This window comes from Kitasatospora sp. NPDC091257, assembly GCF_044757675.1.
Lineage (GTDB): Bacteria > Actinomycetota > Actinomycetes > Streptomycetales > Streptomycetaceae > Kitasatospora > Kitasatospora lactacystinica.
Genome location: NZ_JBIVVI010000064.1, coordinates 1 through 15,155 on the forward strand (window position 1 = coordinate 1; position 15,155 = coordinate 15,155).

A 15,155-nucleotide genomic window follows, 5' to 3' on the forward strand; every position below is an offset into this window, starting at 1 on the left:
CGCGGGCGGCGGGGCTCAGACCCCGGCCGGCTGGCGGGCGGCGCCGCCCGCCGGGAGCTTCTCGGCGGCCTCGCGGGCCACCTTGCGCTCGAAGACGAAGGAGAGGAAGGGGATGCAGCCCGCCGCCAGGGTCAGCACCAGCCGGCCCATCGGCCACTTCAGCTTCTGCCCGAGCAGGAAGGTCACCACGAAGTACCCGATGTAGAGGTAGCCGTGCAGCATCGCGACGTACGTGGTCACGTCCTCGGCCGCGCCGAAGCCGTACTTCGCGACCATGAAGCCGCAGAACACCAGCAGCGCCACACCGGTCGCAACGGCCAGGGCCCGGTACCAGCCCAGCAGGGGGGTCGCCTTCATGATCTTCCTCGCGTCGCTCGGCAGCATCGGCCGGTACGCCCGGATCCGCGCACCGCTCCAACGAGGGTAGCCGCCCTCACGCCGTCCCCTTCGCAGCCCCCTCGCCCGGGTCGGTGAAGTCGCCGGCGGCCACCCTCAGCGGCCTGAGCAGATCGAAGACCTTGCGGCACTGCTCCTCGCCGTACTCCTCCAGCCCGAACTCCATCGCCATCAGCCGCCCGGTCGCCTCCTCGACCACCTCGCGGCCGCGTTCGGTGATCGTGGCCAGCACGCCGCGGCCGTCCAGCGGGTTGGGCCGGCGGGCGACCAGACCGGCCCGCTCCAGGCGGTCGACGGTGTTGGTGACGCTGGTCGGGTGGACCATGAGCCGCTCGCCGATCTTGGAGAGCGAGAGCTCGCCGGTCCGGCTGAAGGTCAGCAGCACCAGGGCCTCGTAGCGGGCGAAGGTCAGCCCGTACGGCTTGAGCACCGCGTCCACCCGGGAGAGCAGGATCTGGTGGGCGCGCATGACCGAGGTGATCGCCGCCATCGAGGGGACCGCGCCCCAGCGGCGGGTCCACAGCTCGTCGGCGCGGGCGATCGGGTCGAAGTCGAGAGCGAGGGGCTTGGCCACCTCCTTACCGTACCGGCGGACGCGGCGCGTGTTACCAGGCGTCCTGATGGTGGACAAGCGCAACACGTGGCGGGAACCCGCCAATCGGACGGCCAGGTCCATACCAGGACATTGCGCCGATGTGAACGCGCGACAACGGGCCCCCGGCGCAACGGGGTTGACCCCCGATCGGCCCGGTGCCCTGCCACCAGGCCTCGGTTCGGACAGCAACCCGCCGCAAGGCCGGGTGATTCCTCCCTTTTGTCCACCCGTTCACATTCCTCCGCCGTGGCGGGACTTGGCCAATTCATGAGCAAGACCTGTCATTTGATTTGCTCGATTGTCATGCTTTCGGCCAACCCGTTCGGTAGCCACCACCCCCACCCACTGGTGGCACAGCCGCTCCGACCGCACGGGGACCTGCACGTCAGCGCTCGTTCCGCCCCTCAGGTGCCGGCCCCCGGCCCCCGGAACGCCGCGCGACCGCGTCCGCTCGCGGTTTCCCGGAAGGACTCGTTCGTGAAGCGAAAGCTCGCCGCAGTCGCCGTACTCTCCGCCACCGCCCTGCTCACCGGCGTCGTCCAGGTGAGCGCCGTGGCCGTCGCGGACCCCGCCCCGCAGTCCCAGGGCGCGCAGCAGCGTGCCGACCTGATCGCCCTGGCGAACGGCCAGGCCGGCAAGGTGGCGCACGCCCTGGCCCTGGGCGGCCAGGAGCAACTGGTGGCCAAGGACGCCGTGGTGGACGCCGACGGCACCCGCCACCTGCGCTACGAGCGCACCCTGGCCGGCCTCCCGGTCCTGGGCGGGGACCTGGTGGTGCACCAGAAGGCCGACGGCTCGACCACCTCCGTGGACAAGGCGACCGGCGCGACCCTCGCGCTGCCGAGCCTCACCCCGCAGATCCCCGCCGACCAGGCCGCCGCCCAGGCGACCGGCGCCGTGCAGTCCACCGTGGGCATCGCCGCCGACGAGGACGAGTCCCCGCTGACCGAGGTCCACCAGGCCGGCAAGGCCGAACTGGTCGTCTGGGCCGCCGACGGCAGCCCGCGCCTGGCGTACCGCACCACGGTCGAGGGCCTGCGCGCCGACGGCACCCCGAGCCGCCAGCTGCTGGTCACCGACGCGGCGAGCGGCCAGGTGCTCTCCACCCACGAGCAGGTCCGGACCGCCTCCGGCACCGGCAAGGGCGTCTTCGTCGGCACCGTCCCGCTGACCACCACCCAGAGCGGTTCGAGCTACCAGCTCAAGGACGCGAGCCGCGGCGGGCAGGCCACCTACACCCTGAAGGGCAAGACCTCCGGCTCCGGCACCCTGGTCGCCAAGACCACCAACAGCTTCGGCAACGGCCTGGCCTCCAACGCGGAGTCCGCCGCGGTGGACGCCCAGTACGGTGCCGCGGCGACCTGGGACTTCTACAAGAACACCTTCGGCCGCAACGGCATCAAGAACAACGGCGTCGGCGCCGCGAGCCGGGTCCACTACGGCTCCAACTACGTCAACGCGTTCTGGGACGACTCCTGCTTCTGCATGACCTACGGCGACGGCACGAGCAACACCCACCCGCTGACCGAGCTGGACGTGGCCGGCCACGAGATGAGCCACGGCGTCACCTCCGCCACCGCCAACCTCAACTACTCGGGCGAGTCCGGCGGCCTCAACGAGGCCACCTCGGACATCTTCGGCACCATGGTCGAGTTCTACGCCAACCTGCCCGCCGACAACCCGGACTACCTCATCGGCGAGCTGATCAACATCAACGGCGACGGCACCCCGCTGCGCTACATGGACAAGCCGTCCAAGGACGGCGCCTCGGCCGACTACTGGTCCTCCACCGTCGGCAACAAGGACGTCCACTACTCCTCCGGCGTCGCCAACCACTTCTTCTACCTGCTGTCCGAGGGCAGTGGCGCCAAGACGATCAACGGCGTCAGCTACAACAGCCCGACCTCCAACGGCTCGACCCTCGCCGGCATCGGCCGGGACAAGGCCGCGCAGATCTGGTACCGCGCGCTGACCACCTACTTCACCTCCACCACCAACTACGCGGGCGCCCGCACCGGCACCCTCAAGGCCGCCGCCGACCTGTACGGCGCGAGCAGCGCCGAGTACAGCGCCGTCGCCGCCACCTGGAGCGCCGTCAACGTCAACTGACGCACCGCACAGGCGCACCGGACGCCCGGGACCTCCATCGGGAGGGCCCGGGCGTCCGGCCGTTGCGGAGGGCTGTCAAGGCCGGGCGGCTGGCGGAGTCCCGCCAGGGGGACGAACCGCCGAAACCGGGCAGCGGGCGGCAACCGAACCATCCGTACCGGGATTGGCGGTTCCTGGCCAATCCCCGGAGGCACCCTGTCCATCCCTGCCAACGATTGTCATGCTTCTGACCAAGTCCCGTCCGACCCTCCGCCGCCCCCACCCACACCCGGCGGAGCGTCAGGAACCGCACGGGACCGGCACGTCCGCGCCCTACCGCCCCAAGGCGCCAACCCCGGCGCCCCGGTACGCGGCGCACCCGCACGCACCCGCGGGTCTCGTGGAAGGAACCCCCGCACGTGAAGCGAAAGCTGACTGTCGGAGCCGTACTCTCCGCCACCGCCCTGCTGGCCGGCGTCATCCAGATCGCCGCCGCCCCCGCCCAGGCCGCCGCCCCCTCGCCGGCCCAGCAGCAGTCCGCGCTGCTGGCGCTGGCCTCCGGGCAGAGCGCCCCGGTCGCCCAGGCCCTCGCCCTCGGCGGCCAGGAGAAGCTGGTGCCCAAGGACGTCGTGGTGGACAAGGACGGCACCCGCCACCTGCGGTACGACCGGACCTACGCGGGCCTGCCGGTCATCGGCGGCGACCTGGTCGTCCACCAGAAGGCCGACGGCTCGGTGAAGTCCGTCGACCAGGCCTTCGCCGGCCGGCTGTCGGTGCCCAGCCTCACCCCGGGCCTCGCCGCGCCGCAGGCCGCCGAGGCGGCCACCGCCGCGGTGCGGGCGACCGTCGGCATCACCGCCGACGCCGACGAGGCGGCGCTCAGCCGGGTCGACGGCGCCGGCGCTCCCGAGCTGGTCGTCTGGGCCGCCGACGGCACCCCGCGACTGGCCCACCGCACGGTGGTCTCGGGCCAGCGCTCGGACGGCACCCCGAGCCGCCAGGAAGTGATCACCGACGCCGCCACCGGCCAGGTGCTCGCCAGCGACGAGAAGGTGCAGACCGCCACCGGCACCGGCAAGGGCGTCAACGTCGGCACCGTCACGCTGACCACCACCCAGAGCGGTTCGAACTACCAGCTCAAGGACGCCTCCCGGGGCAACCAGTCCACCACCGACCTGAAGGGCGGCACCTCGGGCAGCGGAACGCTCTTCAGCAACACCACCAACAGCTTCGGCAACGGCACGCCCTCCAACCGCGAGTCCGCCGCGGTCGACGCCCAGTACGGCGCCGCGGCGACCTGGGACTACTACAAGAACACCTTCGGCCGCAACGGCATCAAGAACAACGGCGTCGGCGCCGCGAGCCGCGTCCACTACAGCACCAACTACGTCAACGCCTTCTGGGACGACTCCTGCTTCTGCATGACGTACGGCGACGGCGCGAGCAACACCCACCCGCTGACCGCCATCGACGTCTCCGGCCACGAGATGAGCCACGGCGTCACCTCCGCCACCGCCGGCCTGATCTACTCCGGCGAGTCCGGCGGCCTCAACGAGGCCACCTCGGACATCTTCGGCACCATGGTCGAGTGGTCCGCCAACCTCCCGGCCGACCCGCCGGACTACCTCATCGGCGAGAAGCTCAACATCAACGGCAACGGCACCCCGCTGCGCTACATGGACAAGCCGTCCAAGGACGGCGCCTCGGCCGACAACTGGTCCTCCACCGTCGGCAACAAGGACGTCCACTACTCCTCCGGCGTCGCCAACCACTTCTTCTTCCTGCTCGCCGAGGGCAGCGGGGCGAAGGTCATCAACGGGGTCAGCTACAACAGCCCGACCTCCAACGGCTCGACGGTGACCGGCATCGGCCGGACCAAGGCGGCCGCGATCTGGTACCGCGCCCTGACCGTCTACATGACCTCCACCACCAACTACAAGGCCGCCCGCACCGCGACCCTGAAGGCCGCCACCGACCTGTACGGCGCGAGCAGCACCGAGTACAACACGGTCGCCGCGGCCTGGAGCGCGGTGAACGTCAACTAGAGCGTGTCCGACACGCCCCGACCGGCCCCGGCGCGAACCGCCGGCAGGACCGGCCCGAGCCACCCCCGGTAAGAAACGGCGACAGGCTGCCGCGGCCCTTTGGGAGAGGAGGCCGCGGCAGCCTGTCGACCGTCCACGATGACGCCGGGGCTCAGGCGGTGGCGGGCTTCGGCTCGCCCCGCTCCTCGCGGGCGAGCATCCGCTCGGCGAAGAAGCCGCCGGTGGGCAGCACCGCGAGCACGAACATCAGGACGCCGCGCTTGGCGTCCCACTTCTGCGCCTGCCAGGCCTGGATCCAGAAGACCGCGTAGAGGATGAACAGGACGCCGTGGACCATGCCCATCACCGGGACGGCGTCGAACGAGGTGGTCCGCTTCAGCACCGAGCAGATCAGCAGCAGGATGAAGGAGACCCCTTCGGGGCCGGAGACCAGGCGCAGGCGGTGGACGGCGCTGCTGTTCACGATGGATACCTCAATACGGGGGTCGGCGGCGCGGGCGCGCTTGTGAAGCAACTCACAAGCCTTCCGGCCATTATCGCCGAGCACACGCGGGGACCCCGGGCGGGGGGTGGCCACCGTGCCCGATCTCACAGCGCCCGCCCGCCCTGTCACAGCTGTGTGCCGGAACGCCTCCGAGCGCGACCGCCCGTCACCGGGAACCCCTATCCTGCTGCCCGCGCGCCCACCGATCCGGGCGCCGACGCATCGCACACGGGGGTAGTCGTCACATGCTCAAGCTCGACTGGGACCGCAGGACCTGCGCCAGGCGCGGTCACACCACCTACGCGCCGACGGAACCCGAACTGGCCTCCCGGCTGCACGCCTCCACCGCCCTCGGCGACGCCTGGCGCTGCCTGCGCTGCGGCGACTTCGCGCTGGGCGACCCGCACGGCTCCGGACCGGCCGAGGACGCGCCGCTGGTGCCGCGCGGCAAGGCGCTGCGGGACCTGTTCATCCTGCGCTTCCTGGCCGTCGAACGGGTGCTGCGCGGGCTGCTGATCATCGTCGTCGCCTGGGCCGTGTGGAAGTTCTCCAACAGCCAGGACGCGGTGCACCGGGTGTTCGACGAGAACCTCACGGTCTTCAGGCCGGTCACCGACCACTTCCACTGGGACCTCGAACACGCCCCGATCGTCGAGACCATCCGCAAGACCTTCGACTTCAAGAAGAGCACCCTGCTGATCGTCGCGGGCGCCCTGATCGCCTACGCGGTGATCGAGATCGTCGAAGCGGTCGGCCTGTGGCTGAACAAGCGCTGGGCCGAGTACCTGACGGTGGTCGCCACCGCGGCCTTCCTCCCCCTGGAGGGCTACGAGCTGAGCCACCACGTCAGCGCGCTCAAGGTCTGCACCCTGGTGCTGAACATCGCGGCGGTGCTCTGGATCATGCTCTCCAAGCGCCTGTTCGGACTGCGCGGCGGCATGGTGGCCTTCGAGGCGGAGCGCCACTCGGCCTCGCTGCTGGAGGTCGAGCAGGCGGCTGGCACCGTTGTGCGCCCCGGACAGGGGGCGCACGCCCGAGCCTGAGCGGGGCGCGCGCCCCGGCCTGACCGGCGCGTTTGTCGCAAGCTGGTACCAGTTGGCCCGCGCACCCTCCCCGGGCCACGGCCGCAGCGGCTAGATTGCGGCCGTGGCACAGTTCAGACTCCAGGGATCGCGCGTGCTCGCCGTCGAATTGGGCGGGGACGCCGTCAAGGCGCGAAACGGTTCGATGGTCGCCTACACCGGGCAGATGGCCTTCAAGAAACTGACCGGCGGCGGGGACGGCCTGCGCGGCATGGTCACCCGCCGGCTGACCGGCGAGAAGATGACGGTCATGGAGGTGAAGGGACAGGGCACCTGCTACTTCGCCGACAAGGCCACCGAGATCAATCTGGTCCGGCTGAACGGCGAGACGCTGTACGTCGAATCGGACAACCTGCTCTGCACCGAGTCGACCCTGCACACCGGCACCAGCTTCACCGGGCTCAACGGCATGTCCTCCGGCAACGGCCTGTTCACCACCAAGGTGGAGGGCCACGGCTGGGCGGCCGTCACCTCCAACGGGCCGGCCGTCATCCTGCGGGTCGACAAGAGCATGCCGCTGCGGGTGGACCCGGGCGCGTACGTCGCGCACACCGGCACCCTGCAGCGCAGCCTGAAGTCGGGCGCGGGCTGGACGACGATCATCGGCGAGGGCGGCGGCGAGGCCGTCCAGATCGAGTTCACCGGCGAGGGCCTGGTGTACGTCCAGCCCTCCGAGAAGGTCACCGTCGGGGGCGACGTCTGATGGGCTTCACGAAGATCAACGGCAAGATGGTCGAGGCCCAGGTGCTACCCGGGCAGCGACTGTTCAGCCAGCGCGGCGCGATGCTCGCGTACAGCGGCGACGTCCGCTTCACGCCGAACATCACCGGCGGGCAGGGCGGCGTGATGTCGATGATCGGCCGCCGGGTGGCCAACGAGGACACCCCGCTGATGACCGTCGAGGGCCAGGGCCGGGTGATGTTCGGCCACGGCGGCCACCACGTCCACGTGATCGACCTGTTCGGCGACACCCTCTACGTCGAGGCGGACCGGCTGCTCGCCTTCGAGGGCACGCTGCGGCAGTCCACCATGTTCATGGGCTCGCAGGGCGGGGTGATGGGCATGGTCCGCGGCCAGGTCACCGGGCAGGGCCTGTTCACCACCAAGCTGGAGGGCCAGGGCGCGGTCGCGGTGATGGCCCACGGCGGCGTCTTCGAGCTGCCGATCGTCCCCGGCCAGTCGGTGCACGTCGACCCCCAGGCGTACGTGGCGCACCGCGGCGACGTGCGCAACAAGCTGTCCACGGCGCTGGGCTGGCGCGACATGATCGGCCGCGGCTCGGGCGAGGCGTTCCAGCTGGAACTGTCCGGGCAGGGCGCGGTGTACGTCCAGGCGAGCGAGGAGAAGCTCTGATGTCCCACCCGCCGCAGCCCCCGTACGGCTCCCCGCACAACCAGCCGACCCAGCCCGGCTTCGCGGTCCCGCCGCCCCCGCCGAACTACGGCCCGCCGCAGGGCTACCCGCCGCCCCCGCCCGGCGGCTACCCCCCGCCGCCGCAGCAGCCGTACGGCCAGCAGGCCCCGCCGCCGCACCAGCAGCCGCACCAGCAGCAACAGCCGTACGCCCAGGAGCAGTTCGGCGGACCGGTGGCCCCGCTGCCGACCGGCCACGGCGGCGCCGGGCCGGTGGTGTGGGACGCCCACAGCCTGCCGGCCGGCGACAACGTCAACCCGTACGCCTTCTCGGTCGACCTGAACGGCTCGTACTTCCTCCAGAAGGGCAAGATGGTCGCCTACTACGGCGACATCACCTTCAAGGGCGTCGGCGCCGGGGCGGTCGACCGGATGCTCGGGCAGCACTTCAACTCGCCGATGCACGCGGCGGACTGGGTGGTCGCCGAGGGCCGGGGCAAGCTGCTGCTGGCCGACCGGGCGTTCGACCTCAACTCGTACGACCTGGACGAGGGCAACCTGACCGTCCGCTCCGGCAACCTGCTGGCCTTCGACCCGACGCTGCGGCTCAAGCAGTCGATCATCCCGGGCTTCCTGACCCTGATCGGCACCGGCCGCTTCGTCGCCGCCTCCAACGGGCCGGTGCACTTCGTCGAGCCGCCGATCCGGGTCGACCCGCAGGCGCTGGTCGGCTGGGCGGACTGCCCGGCGCCGTGCCACCACTACGACCACGACTACATGCACGGGCTGATCGGCGGCCTGCGCCGGCTGACCGGCTTCGGCGGGGCCTCCGGCGAGGAGCACCAGTTCGAGTTCATCGGCGCCGGCCAGGTGCTGCTGCAATCGAGTGAAAAACTCCTGGCCGAGCGGTCGGTCGGCGCGGTCGGGGCCGAGGCGGGCGTGCCGATGGGCGGCGTGCCGTCCCAGCCGGGCACGGCCGGGCACGGCGGCGGGAATCCCAACATCCCCGGGCTCGGTAACCTGGGCGACCTCGGCCGACGTTTCGGTCTGTAAACTTGTACAAGATTGAACTAAATCGGCTATGCTGGGGAGCATGGATACGCACACGATCGACACTGCGGACACCCCTCCGCCGCAGCCCGAGGAGGAGACTCCCTGGCTGACCGCCAGGGAGCAGCGGATGTGGCGCGCCCATCTGGAGGTCGCCAAGCTGCTGGACTACCAGCTCAGCCGCGAACTCCAGCCGCACAACCTCGCGATCAACGACTACGAGATCCTGGTGGTGCTCTCCGAGGCACCGGACCGCCGGATGCGGATGACCGACCTCGCGACCGCCACCCTCCAGTCGAAGAGCCGCCTCTCCCACCAGATCACCCGGATGGAGAACGCCGGCCTGGTCCTGCGCCAGGAGTGCCCCGGCGACCGCCGCGGCCTCTACGCCCACCTCACCGAACACGGCTGGGAGACCATGCAGCGGGTCGCCCCGGACCACGTGCGCAGCGTCCGCGCCCACTTCATCGACCGCTTCACCCCGGAGCAGCTCGACGACATGTACCAGGCCCTCGCCCCCATCGCCGAACACCTCCGCGGCCTGCGCGGCAAGCCGTAGCGCCGCCCCCGCACCGCACCGCCCCGCCACGACCACCGTCGCGGCGGGGCGGACCGCGTCTCAGCTCGCGGTCAGGCCGGCGACCAGTTCGTCGGCCGCGCCGTACGGGTCCAGCGCGCCCTCGGCCACCCGTTCGGCCAGGACGGCCAGGCGCCGGTCCCCGCGCAGGTCGCCGATCCGGGCGCGCAGTTCGGCCAGGGCGATCGCCTCGATCTCCTCGGCGGCCCGGCGGCGGCGCCGCGCGGCGAGCTCGCCGTGCTCCTCCAGCCAGGCCCGGTGCTTCTCCAGCGCCTCGACCACCTCGTCCACGCCCTCGCCGCGGGCCGCGACGGTCTTGACGATCGGCGGACGCCAGTCCCCCGGCTCCCGGGCCTCGCCGAGGCCCAGCATGTGGTTGAGCTCCCGGGCGGTGGCGTCGGCGCCGTCCCGGTCGGCCTTGTTGACCACGAAGACGTCGCCGATCTCCAGGATCCCGGCCTTGGCGGCCTGGATGCCGTCACCCATCCCGGGGGCCAGCAGCACCACGGTGGTGTCGGCCTGGGCGGCGACCTCGACCTCGGACTGGCCCACCCCGACGGTCTCCACCAGGATCACCTCGCAGCCGGCCGCGTCCAGCACCCGCAGCGCCTGCGGCGCCGCCCAGGAGAGCCCGCCGAGGTGGCCGCGGGTGGCCATCGAGCGGATGAACACCTCCGGGTCGGTGGCGTGGTCCTGCATCCGGACCCGGTCCCCCAGCAGCGCGCCGCCGGAGAACGGCGAGGACGGGTCGACGGCCAGGACCCCGACCCGCTTGCCGAGCCGCCGGTAGGCGGAGACCAGCGCCGAGGTGGAGGTGGACTTGCCGACCCCGGGCGAGCCGGTCAGGCCCACCGTGTACGCCCGCCCGGTGTGGGGCGCGAGCGCGGCCATCGCCTCCCGCAGCTGCGGCGCGGCGTTCTCGACCAGCGTGATCAGCCGGGCGACCGCCCGCGGCCGGCCCTCCCGGGCCTGCTCGACCAGCGTGGCGACATCGATCATCAGGAGCTCCTAGCGCAATGCCGTCGAATGCCGAAAGGGGCTGCGGACCGCCACTCGCGGTCCGCAGCCCTGGAGCGATCGGCCGGGTCAGGCCTTCGGGACGCGCACGATCAGCGCGTCGCCCTGGCCGCCGCCACCGCACAGCGCGGCCGCGCCGACCCCGCCGCCGCGGCGCTGCAGCTCCAGCGCCAGGGTCAGCACCACGCGGGCGCCGGACATCCCGATCGGGTGGCCGAGCGCGATGGCGCCGCCGTTGACGTTGACGATGTCGGAGGAGACGCCCAGGTCCTTCATGGACTGGTGGGCGACGGCCGCGAAGGCCTCGTTGATCTCGATCAGGTCGAGGTCGGCGACCTCCAGGCCCTCCTTGGCCAGCGCGTGCTTGATCGCGTTGGACGGCTGCGACTGGAGCGAGTTGTCCGGGCCGGCCACGTTGCCGTGGGCGCCGATCTCGGCGATCCAGGTCAGGCCCAGCTCCTCGGCCTTGGCCTTGCTCATCACGACCACGGCGGCGGCGCCGTCGGAGATCTGCGAGGAGGTGCCGGCGGTGATCGTGCCGTCCTTGGCGAAGGCCGGGCGCAGCTTGGCCAGGCCCTCGACGGTGGTGTCCGCGCGGATGCCCTCGTCCTGGCTGAACAGCACCGGCTCGCCCTTGCGCTGCGGGATGGCGACCGGGGTGATCTCGGCGTCGAAGACCCCGTCGGCCTGCGCCTTGGCGGCCCGCTGGTGGGAGGCGGCGGCGATCTCGTCCTGCACCTCGCGCGGGATGCCCAGGCGGGTGTTGTGCTTCTCGGTGGACTCGCCCATCGGGATGTTCTCGTAGGCGTCGGTGAGGCCGTCGTGGGCCATCGCGTCGAGCATCGCGATCGCGCCGTACTTGAAGCCCTCGCGGGACTTCGGCAGCAGGTGCGGGGCGTTGGTCATCGACTCCTGGCCGCCGGCCACCACGATGTCGAACTCCCCGGCGCGGATCAGCTGGTCGGCCAGCGCGATGGCGTCGAGGCCGGAGAGGCAGACCTTGTTGATGGTCAGCGCCGGGACGTTCATCGGGATGCGCCCGCCGTACTGCTGCACGGTGCCGTACGGGTCCACCTCCGGCTGGAAGCGCCGCTCCGGACGCAGCGCGGTCACGCCGGTCAGCCCCGGCCGATCACCGGGGCGAGCCCGGCCGACCGGTCGACCGCCTGCGGGAAGCCGCACTCCGCGAGCCAGTTGGCGAGCATCCGGTGCCCGCCCTCGGTGAGCACCGACTCGGGGTGGAACTGCACGCCCTCGACGGGCAGTTCACGGTGCCTCAGGCCCATGATCACGCCGCTCCCGGTGCGCGCGGTGACCACCAGCTCGGCCGGCACGGTGGCCGGCTCGACCGCGAGCGAGTGGTAGCGGGTCGCGGTCAGCGGCGAGGGCAGGCCCTCGAAGACCCCGCCGTCCTCGTGCTCGACCGGCGAGGTCTTGCCGTGCAGCAGCTCGGGCGCCCGGCCGACCACCGCGCCGTACGCGGCCGCGATCGACTGGAGGCCCAGGCAGACGCCGAACACCGGCAGCCCGATCCGCGCGCAGTGGTGCACCATCTCGATGCAGATCCCGGCCTCCTCGGGGGCGCCGGGCCCGGGGGAGAGCAGCACTCCGTCGAAGCCCTCCTCGCCGGAGCGGCGGACGGCGTGCTCGACGGTCACCTCGTCGTTGCGCACCACCTCGCAGGTGGCGCCGAGCTGGTACAGGTACTGGACCAGGTTGAAGACGAAGCTGTCGTAGTTGTCCACCACCAGGATGCGGGGCGGGGTCGTCCGGGTCGTCATGCGCGCGTGGTCTCCGTGGGGTGCGGTGCGGGAAGGGAGTGCCGGGCCCGCCGGCTCAGCCGGTCGCGGCGCCGTCGCCGCCGTCCACTGTGACGTCGCCGAAGGGGAGCAGCGGTTCCGCCCACGGGAAGACGTAGGTGAAGAGGAGGTAGACGATCCCCAGGACGAGGAGCAGCGAAATGACGGCCCGGACCAGGGTGTTCCCCGGGAGGTGACGCCAGATCCAGCCGTACATGGTGCTCCCTCGACGTAGCGGACTGGGTTAAAGAGTAGACCCGCCGTGCACGGCCGCGGGGCCGGTCCGCTACTGCTGCCCGCCCGCCGACCGCAGCTCGGTGGTGCCGGAGTAGCCGGGCAGGTTCAGCTCGCCGCTCTCCTGGACCTTCCAGCCCAGCCCGTACGCCTGGACGTACTGGAGGTACTTGCGGATCGTCGGGTCCGCGTCGACGGCCGAATGCAGGGCGTCGGTCCGGCCCACCGCCTTGACCACGTACGGCGGGGAGTAGACCCGGCCCTGGAGGAGCAGGGTGTTGCCGACGCAGCGGACGGCGCTGGTGGAGATCAGGCGCTGGTCCATCACCTGCACGCCCTCGGCGCCGCCCCGCCACAGCGCGTTGACCACGGCCTGGATGTCCTGCTGGTGGATGACCAGGTCGTTGACGCGGGGCTCGGGCACCCCCGGGATGCGCGCGGTGGCGTTCGGCGGGGCGTCGTTGAGGGTGACGGTCAGGCCGCCGCCCTGGAGCGGCTCCAGCGCGGCATCGGAGCGCAGGCCGTCCAGCTGCGCGGTGTCGGCGGGGTCGTGGCCCTGCTGCTCGGTGAGCTGCTGGGCGCGGGCCTGGAGGTCGGCGAGCTGGGACTGCGCCTGCTGGTTCTGCGCGCTGCGCTGGCGGACCACGTCGCCGAGGCTGAGCAGCGAGTTGTCGGTCCGCAGGTCGGTGCCGCGGGCGGTCTGCGCGCTGATGTAGAAGAGCAGGCCGGCGAGCGCGAAGACGGCGCAGGTCAGGGCACGTCCGACAATTCGGGTGCCGGAACGGCGGGTAGGGGCCGGCTCAGGGGGAATCGACAAATTAGTCACCGTACCCTTATCTCCTCAAGACCCGCCGAGCCACTACGCTAACGGACGCCGGTGGCATGTGGCGGAGCGGTCCCCAGGACGTTCTCCACGGCCGACCGCAGCCGATTCCACCCGCTGCACCCTGCGCGGTCTCACAGCGCATCGACAGGAGAGCTCCTCGTGCCGAAGTCTCGACTCCGCAAGAAGTCCGACTACACCCCGCCGACGACGGCCGCGGTGAAGATCAGTTCGGGCCGCAGTTGGGTCGCCCCACTGATGCTGGCGCTGTTCCTGATCGGCCTGGTGTGGATCGTCACCTACTACGTGACCAGCGGCACCTACCCGGTCGAGAGCTGGCGGAACTGGAACATCCTGGTCGGCTTCGGCTTCATCGCCGCAGGGTTCGGCGTCTCCACCCAGTGGAAGTGACGGCCCGCCCGTCCTGAGGCTCTGATTCGAGCCGTTTCCCGCCGCTCCGGATCGCTCGTCCCGGGGCGGCGGTGAGGCGTGCCCGGAACCGGTCGGGAATCCGGTCGTTTGTCCCCACCATCGGACTGGCGTGCTTATCCACATGGTTATCCACACTGGGGAAAAGTCTCCCCAGCCTGTGGATAACTTTCCCGGGCGGAGTCGTGCACAGCTGTGCGCAACTCCCCGGAAACGAGAAAACCGCACAGCAGGACACGCGTAGAACAGCAGTCCGCAACCGGGTGGCCGCACAGCCTGTGCACAACCCCGCACCCGCTGTGGACAAACGTCCGGGCGGTCAGGCCCCGTAGAGGGCCATCCCGGTCAGCAGCATCCCCGCCTCGACCGCCACCGCGCCCGCCACCGCCAGCGCCTGGACCAGGCCGCGGCGCTCGCGCGGGGCGTACATCAGGCCGGCCGCGGTCAGCGCGCCGAGCACCAGCCCGCCGACGTGCGCCCGCCAGTCGATGCCCGGGCGGGAGAAGGTGACGACCAGGTTGAAGACCAGGAACGCCATCGCCGGGCCGAGCGGGCCCCTGTTCCGCAGCTGGAGCACGATCGTGGCGCCGATCAGCCCGAAGACCGCCCCGGAGGCGCCCACCGAGTTCATCCAGTCGCCGGCCACCAGGAAGGCGAAGGTGCTGCCGCCCAGACCGGAGACCAGGTACAGGGCCAGGAAGCGCAGCCGGCCGAGCGCCTCCTCCAGCGTCGGGCCGAGCCAGAACAGCACCAGCATGTTCATCCCGACGTGCCACCACTCCAGGTGCAGGAAGGTGGCGGTCAGCAGCCGGTACCACTGGTCCGGGCCGTCGGCGATGCCCGCCGGACCGCCGAGGATGTCCCGCCCCGCGCTGAACAGCGACCAGGTCTGGCCCAGCCGCGGGGTGAGCACGTAGGCCGCCAGCACCCAGACCACGACGTTGAGGCCGATCAGCACCCGGGTGACCAGCCCGCCGTCGGCGGCCAGGGCACCGCCGAACCGGGTGGTCGCCCGACGCGTCCCGGCGTGGCCGTCGCCGACGCACTCCGGGCACTGGAACCCCACCGAGGCGGTCACCATGCACTGCGGGCAGATCGGCCGCTCGCAGCGGGTGCAGGAGACCCCGGTGGGGGTCCGCGGGTGCCGGTAGCAGCCGGGCGGACCGGCCTCCGGGGACCGATCG

The 15,155-nt window shown here is 71.5% G+C and carries 16 protein-coding genes and 1 pseudogene; 8 read left to right on the top strand and 9 right to left on the bottom strand.

All coding sequences use genetic code 11. From position 1 onward, the window contains the following. Nucleotides 1-15: 15 nt before the first annotated feature. Nucleotides 16-357 carry a DUF3817 domain-containing protein gene (locus tag ACIQOV_RS05035; protein WP_359899903.1) on the bottom strand — a complete coding sequence of 114 codons (342 nt, stop codon included), beginning with the start codon at nucleotides 355-357 and terminating at the stop codon, nucleotides 16-18. A 76-nt stretch (nucleotides 358-433) separates the two neighbouring features. After that, nucleotides 434-970, bottom strand: a complete 537-nt coding sequence (locus tag ACIQOV_RS05040) for a MarR family winged helix-turn-helix transcriptional regulator (RefSeq protein ID WP_401045014.1) — start codon at nucleotides 968-970, stop codon at nucleotides 434-436. Between the two features lie 498 nt (nucleotides 971-1,468). Between ACIQOV_RS05040 and ACIQOV_RS05045 the strand changes: the two genes are divergently transcribed. Both ACIQOV_RS05045 and ACIQOV_RS05050 read left to right on the top strand, forming a co-directional pair. Next, complete coding sequence (locus tag ACIQOV_RS05045) at nucleotides 1,469-3,100, top strand: M4 family metallopeptidase (RefSeq protein ID WP_401045016.1); 1,632 nt, start codon at nucleotides 1,469-1,471, stop codon at nucleotides 3,098-3,100. A 398-nt stretch (nucleotides 3,101-3,498) separates the two neighbouring features. Next, a complete protein-coding gene (locus tag ACIQOV_RS05050; protein ID WP_380348673.1) occupies nucleotides 3,499-5,124 on the top strand; it encodes a M4 family metallopeptidase in 1,626 nt (541 codons plus the stop codon). Between the two features lie 151 nt (nucleotides 5,125-5,275). On the opposite strand, the gene ACIQOV_RS05055 is transcribed toward ACIQOV_RS05050, so the two are convergent. After that, on the bottom strand, nucleotides 5,276-5,587 hold the full coding sequence (locus ACIQOV_RS05055; protein ID WP_380348672.1) for a DUF3817 domain-containing protein: 312 nt from the start codon (nucleotides 5,585-5,587) through the stop codon (nucleotides 5,276-5,278). Nucleotides 5,588-5,853: 266 nt separating this feature from the next. Between ACIQOV_RS05055 and ACIQOV_RS05060 the strand changes: the two genes are divergently transcribed. From ACIQOV_RS05060 to ACIQOV_RS05080, 5 genes are all read left to right on the top strand, one after another. Continuing rightward, entirely contained in the window at nucleotides 5,854-6,651 is a 798-nt protein-coding gene (locus ACIQOV_RS05060; protein WP_401045019.1) for a DUF2127 domain-containing protein, read from the top strand. A gap of 103 nt (nucleotides 6,652-6,754) precedes the next feature. Beyond that, nucleotides 6,755-7,393 (top strand): AIM24 family protein, encoded by a 639-nt coding sequence (locus tag ACIQOV_RS05065; RefSeq protein WP_401045021.1) that lies wholly within the window; start codon nucleotides 6,755-6,757, stop codon nucleotides 7,391-7,393. Then, nucleotides 7,393-8,043: an AIM24 family protein gene (locus ACIQOV_RS05070; protein ID WP_359899915.1), complete on the top strand. Its 651-nt coding sequence runs from the start codon at nucleotides 7,393-7,395 to the stop codon at nucleotides 8,041-8,043. Before ACIQOV_RS05065 ends, ACIQOV_RS05070 begins: the two co-directional genes overlap by 1 nt. Before the next feature lie 242 nt (nucleotides 8,044-8,285). Continuing rightward, complete coding sequence (locus ACIQOV_RS05075; RefSeq protein ID WP_401045034.1) at nucleotides 8,286-9,095, top strand: AIM24 family protein; 810 nt, start codon at nucleotides 8,286-8,288, stop codon at nucleotides 9,093-9,095. Between the two features lie 40 nt (nucleotides 9,096-9,135). Beyond that, nucleotides 9,136-9,651, top strand: coding sequence for a MarR family transcriptional regulator (locus ACIQOV_RS05080; protein WP_359899917.1), 516 nt, complete (start codon nucleotides 9,136-9,138; stop codon nucleotides 9,649-9,651). Nucleotides 9,652-9,711: 60 nt separating this feature from the next. On the opposite strand, the gene meaB is transcribed toward ACIQOV_RS05080, so the two are convergent. The 5 genes and pseudogenes from meaB to ACIQOV_RS05105 form a co-directional block, all read right to left on the bottom strand. Continuing rightward, nucleotides 9,712-10,668 carry a methylmalonyl Co-A mutase-associated GTPase MeaB gene (gene meaB / locus ACIQOV_RS05085; RefSeq protein ID WP_359899919.1) on the bottom strand — a complete coding sequence of 319 codons (957 nt, stop codon included), beginning with the start codon at nucleotides 10,666-10,668 and terminating at the stop codon, nucleotides 9,712-9,714. Nucleotides 10,669-10,755: 87 nt separating this feature from the next. Continuing rightward, a pseudogene (locus ACIQOV_RS05090) lies at nucleotides 10,756-11,776 on the bottom strand (acetyl-CoA C-acyltransferase); the annotation flags it as partial. 28 nt (nucleotides 11,777-11,804) lie between these two features. Further along, nucleotides 11,805-12,467, bottom strand: coding sequence for an aminodeoxychorismate/anthranilate synthase component II (locus tag ACIQOV_RS05095; RefSeq protein WP_401045026.1), 663 nt, complete (start codon nucleotides 12,465-12,467; stop codon nucleotides 11,805-11,807). Nucleotides 12,468-12,522: 55 nt separating this feature from the next. Further along, nucleotides 12,523-12,702, bottom strand: coding sequence for a hypothetical protein (locus ACIQOV_RS05100; RefSeq protein ID WP_049656795.1), 180 nt, complete (start codon nucleotides 12,700-12,702; stop codon nucleotides 12,523-12,525). 69 nt (nucleotides 12,703-12,771) lie between these two features. Continuing rightward, nucleotides 12,772-13,536, bottom strand: coding sequence for a DUF881 domain-containing protein (locus tag ACIQOV_RS05105; protein ID WP_401045029.1), 765 nt, complete (start codon nucleotides 13,534-13,536; stop codon nucleotides 12,772-12,774). 168 nt (nucleotides 13,537-13,704) lie between these two features. Between ACIQOV_RS05105 and crgA the strand changes: the two genes are divergently transcribed. After that, nucleotides 13,705-13,953 carry a cell division protein CrgA gene (gene crgA, locus ACIQOV_RS05110; RefSeq protein WP_224283164.1) on the top strand — a complete coding sequence of 83 codons (249 nt, stop codon included), beginning with the start codon at nucleotides 13,705-13,707 and terminating at the stop codon, nucleotides 13,951-13,953. 337 nt (nucleotides 13,954-14,290) lie between these two features. Here the strand turns inward: crgA and ACIQOV_RS05115 are convergent. Then, on the bottom strand, nucleotides 14,291-15,155 hold an 865-nt coding region (locus tag ACIQOV_RS05115; RefSeq protein WP_401045032.1), incomplete at its 5' end, for a rhomboid family intramembrane serine protease.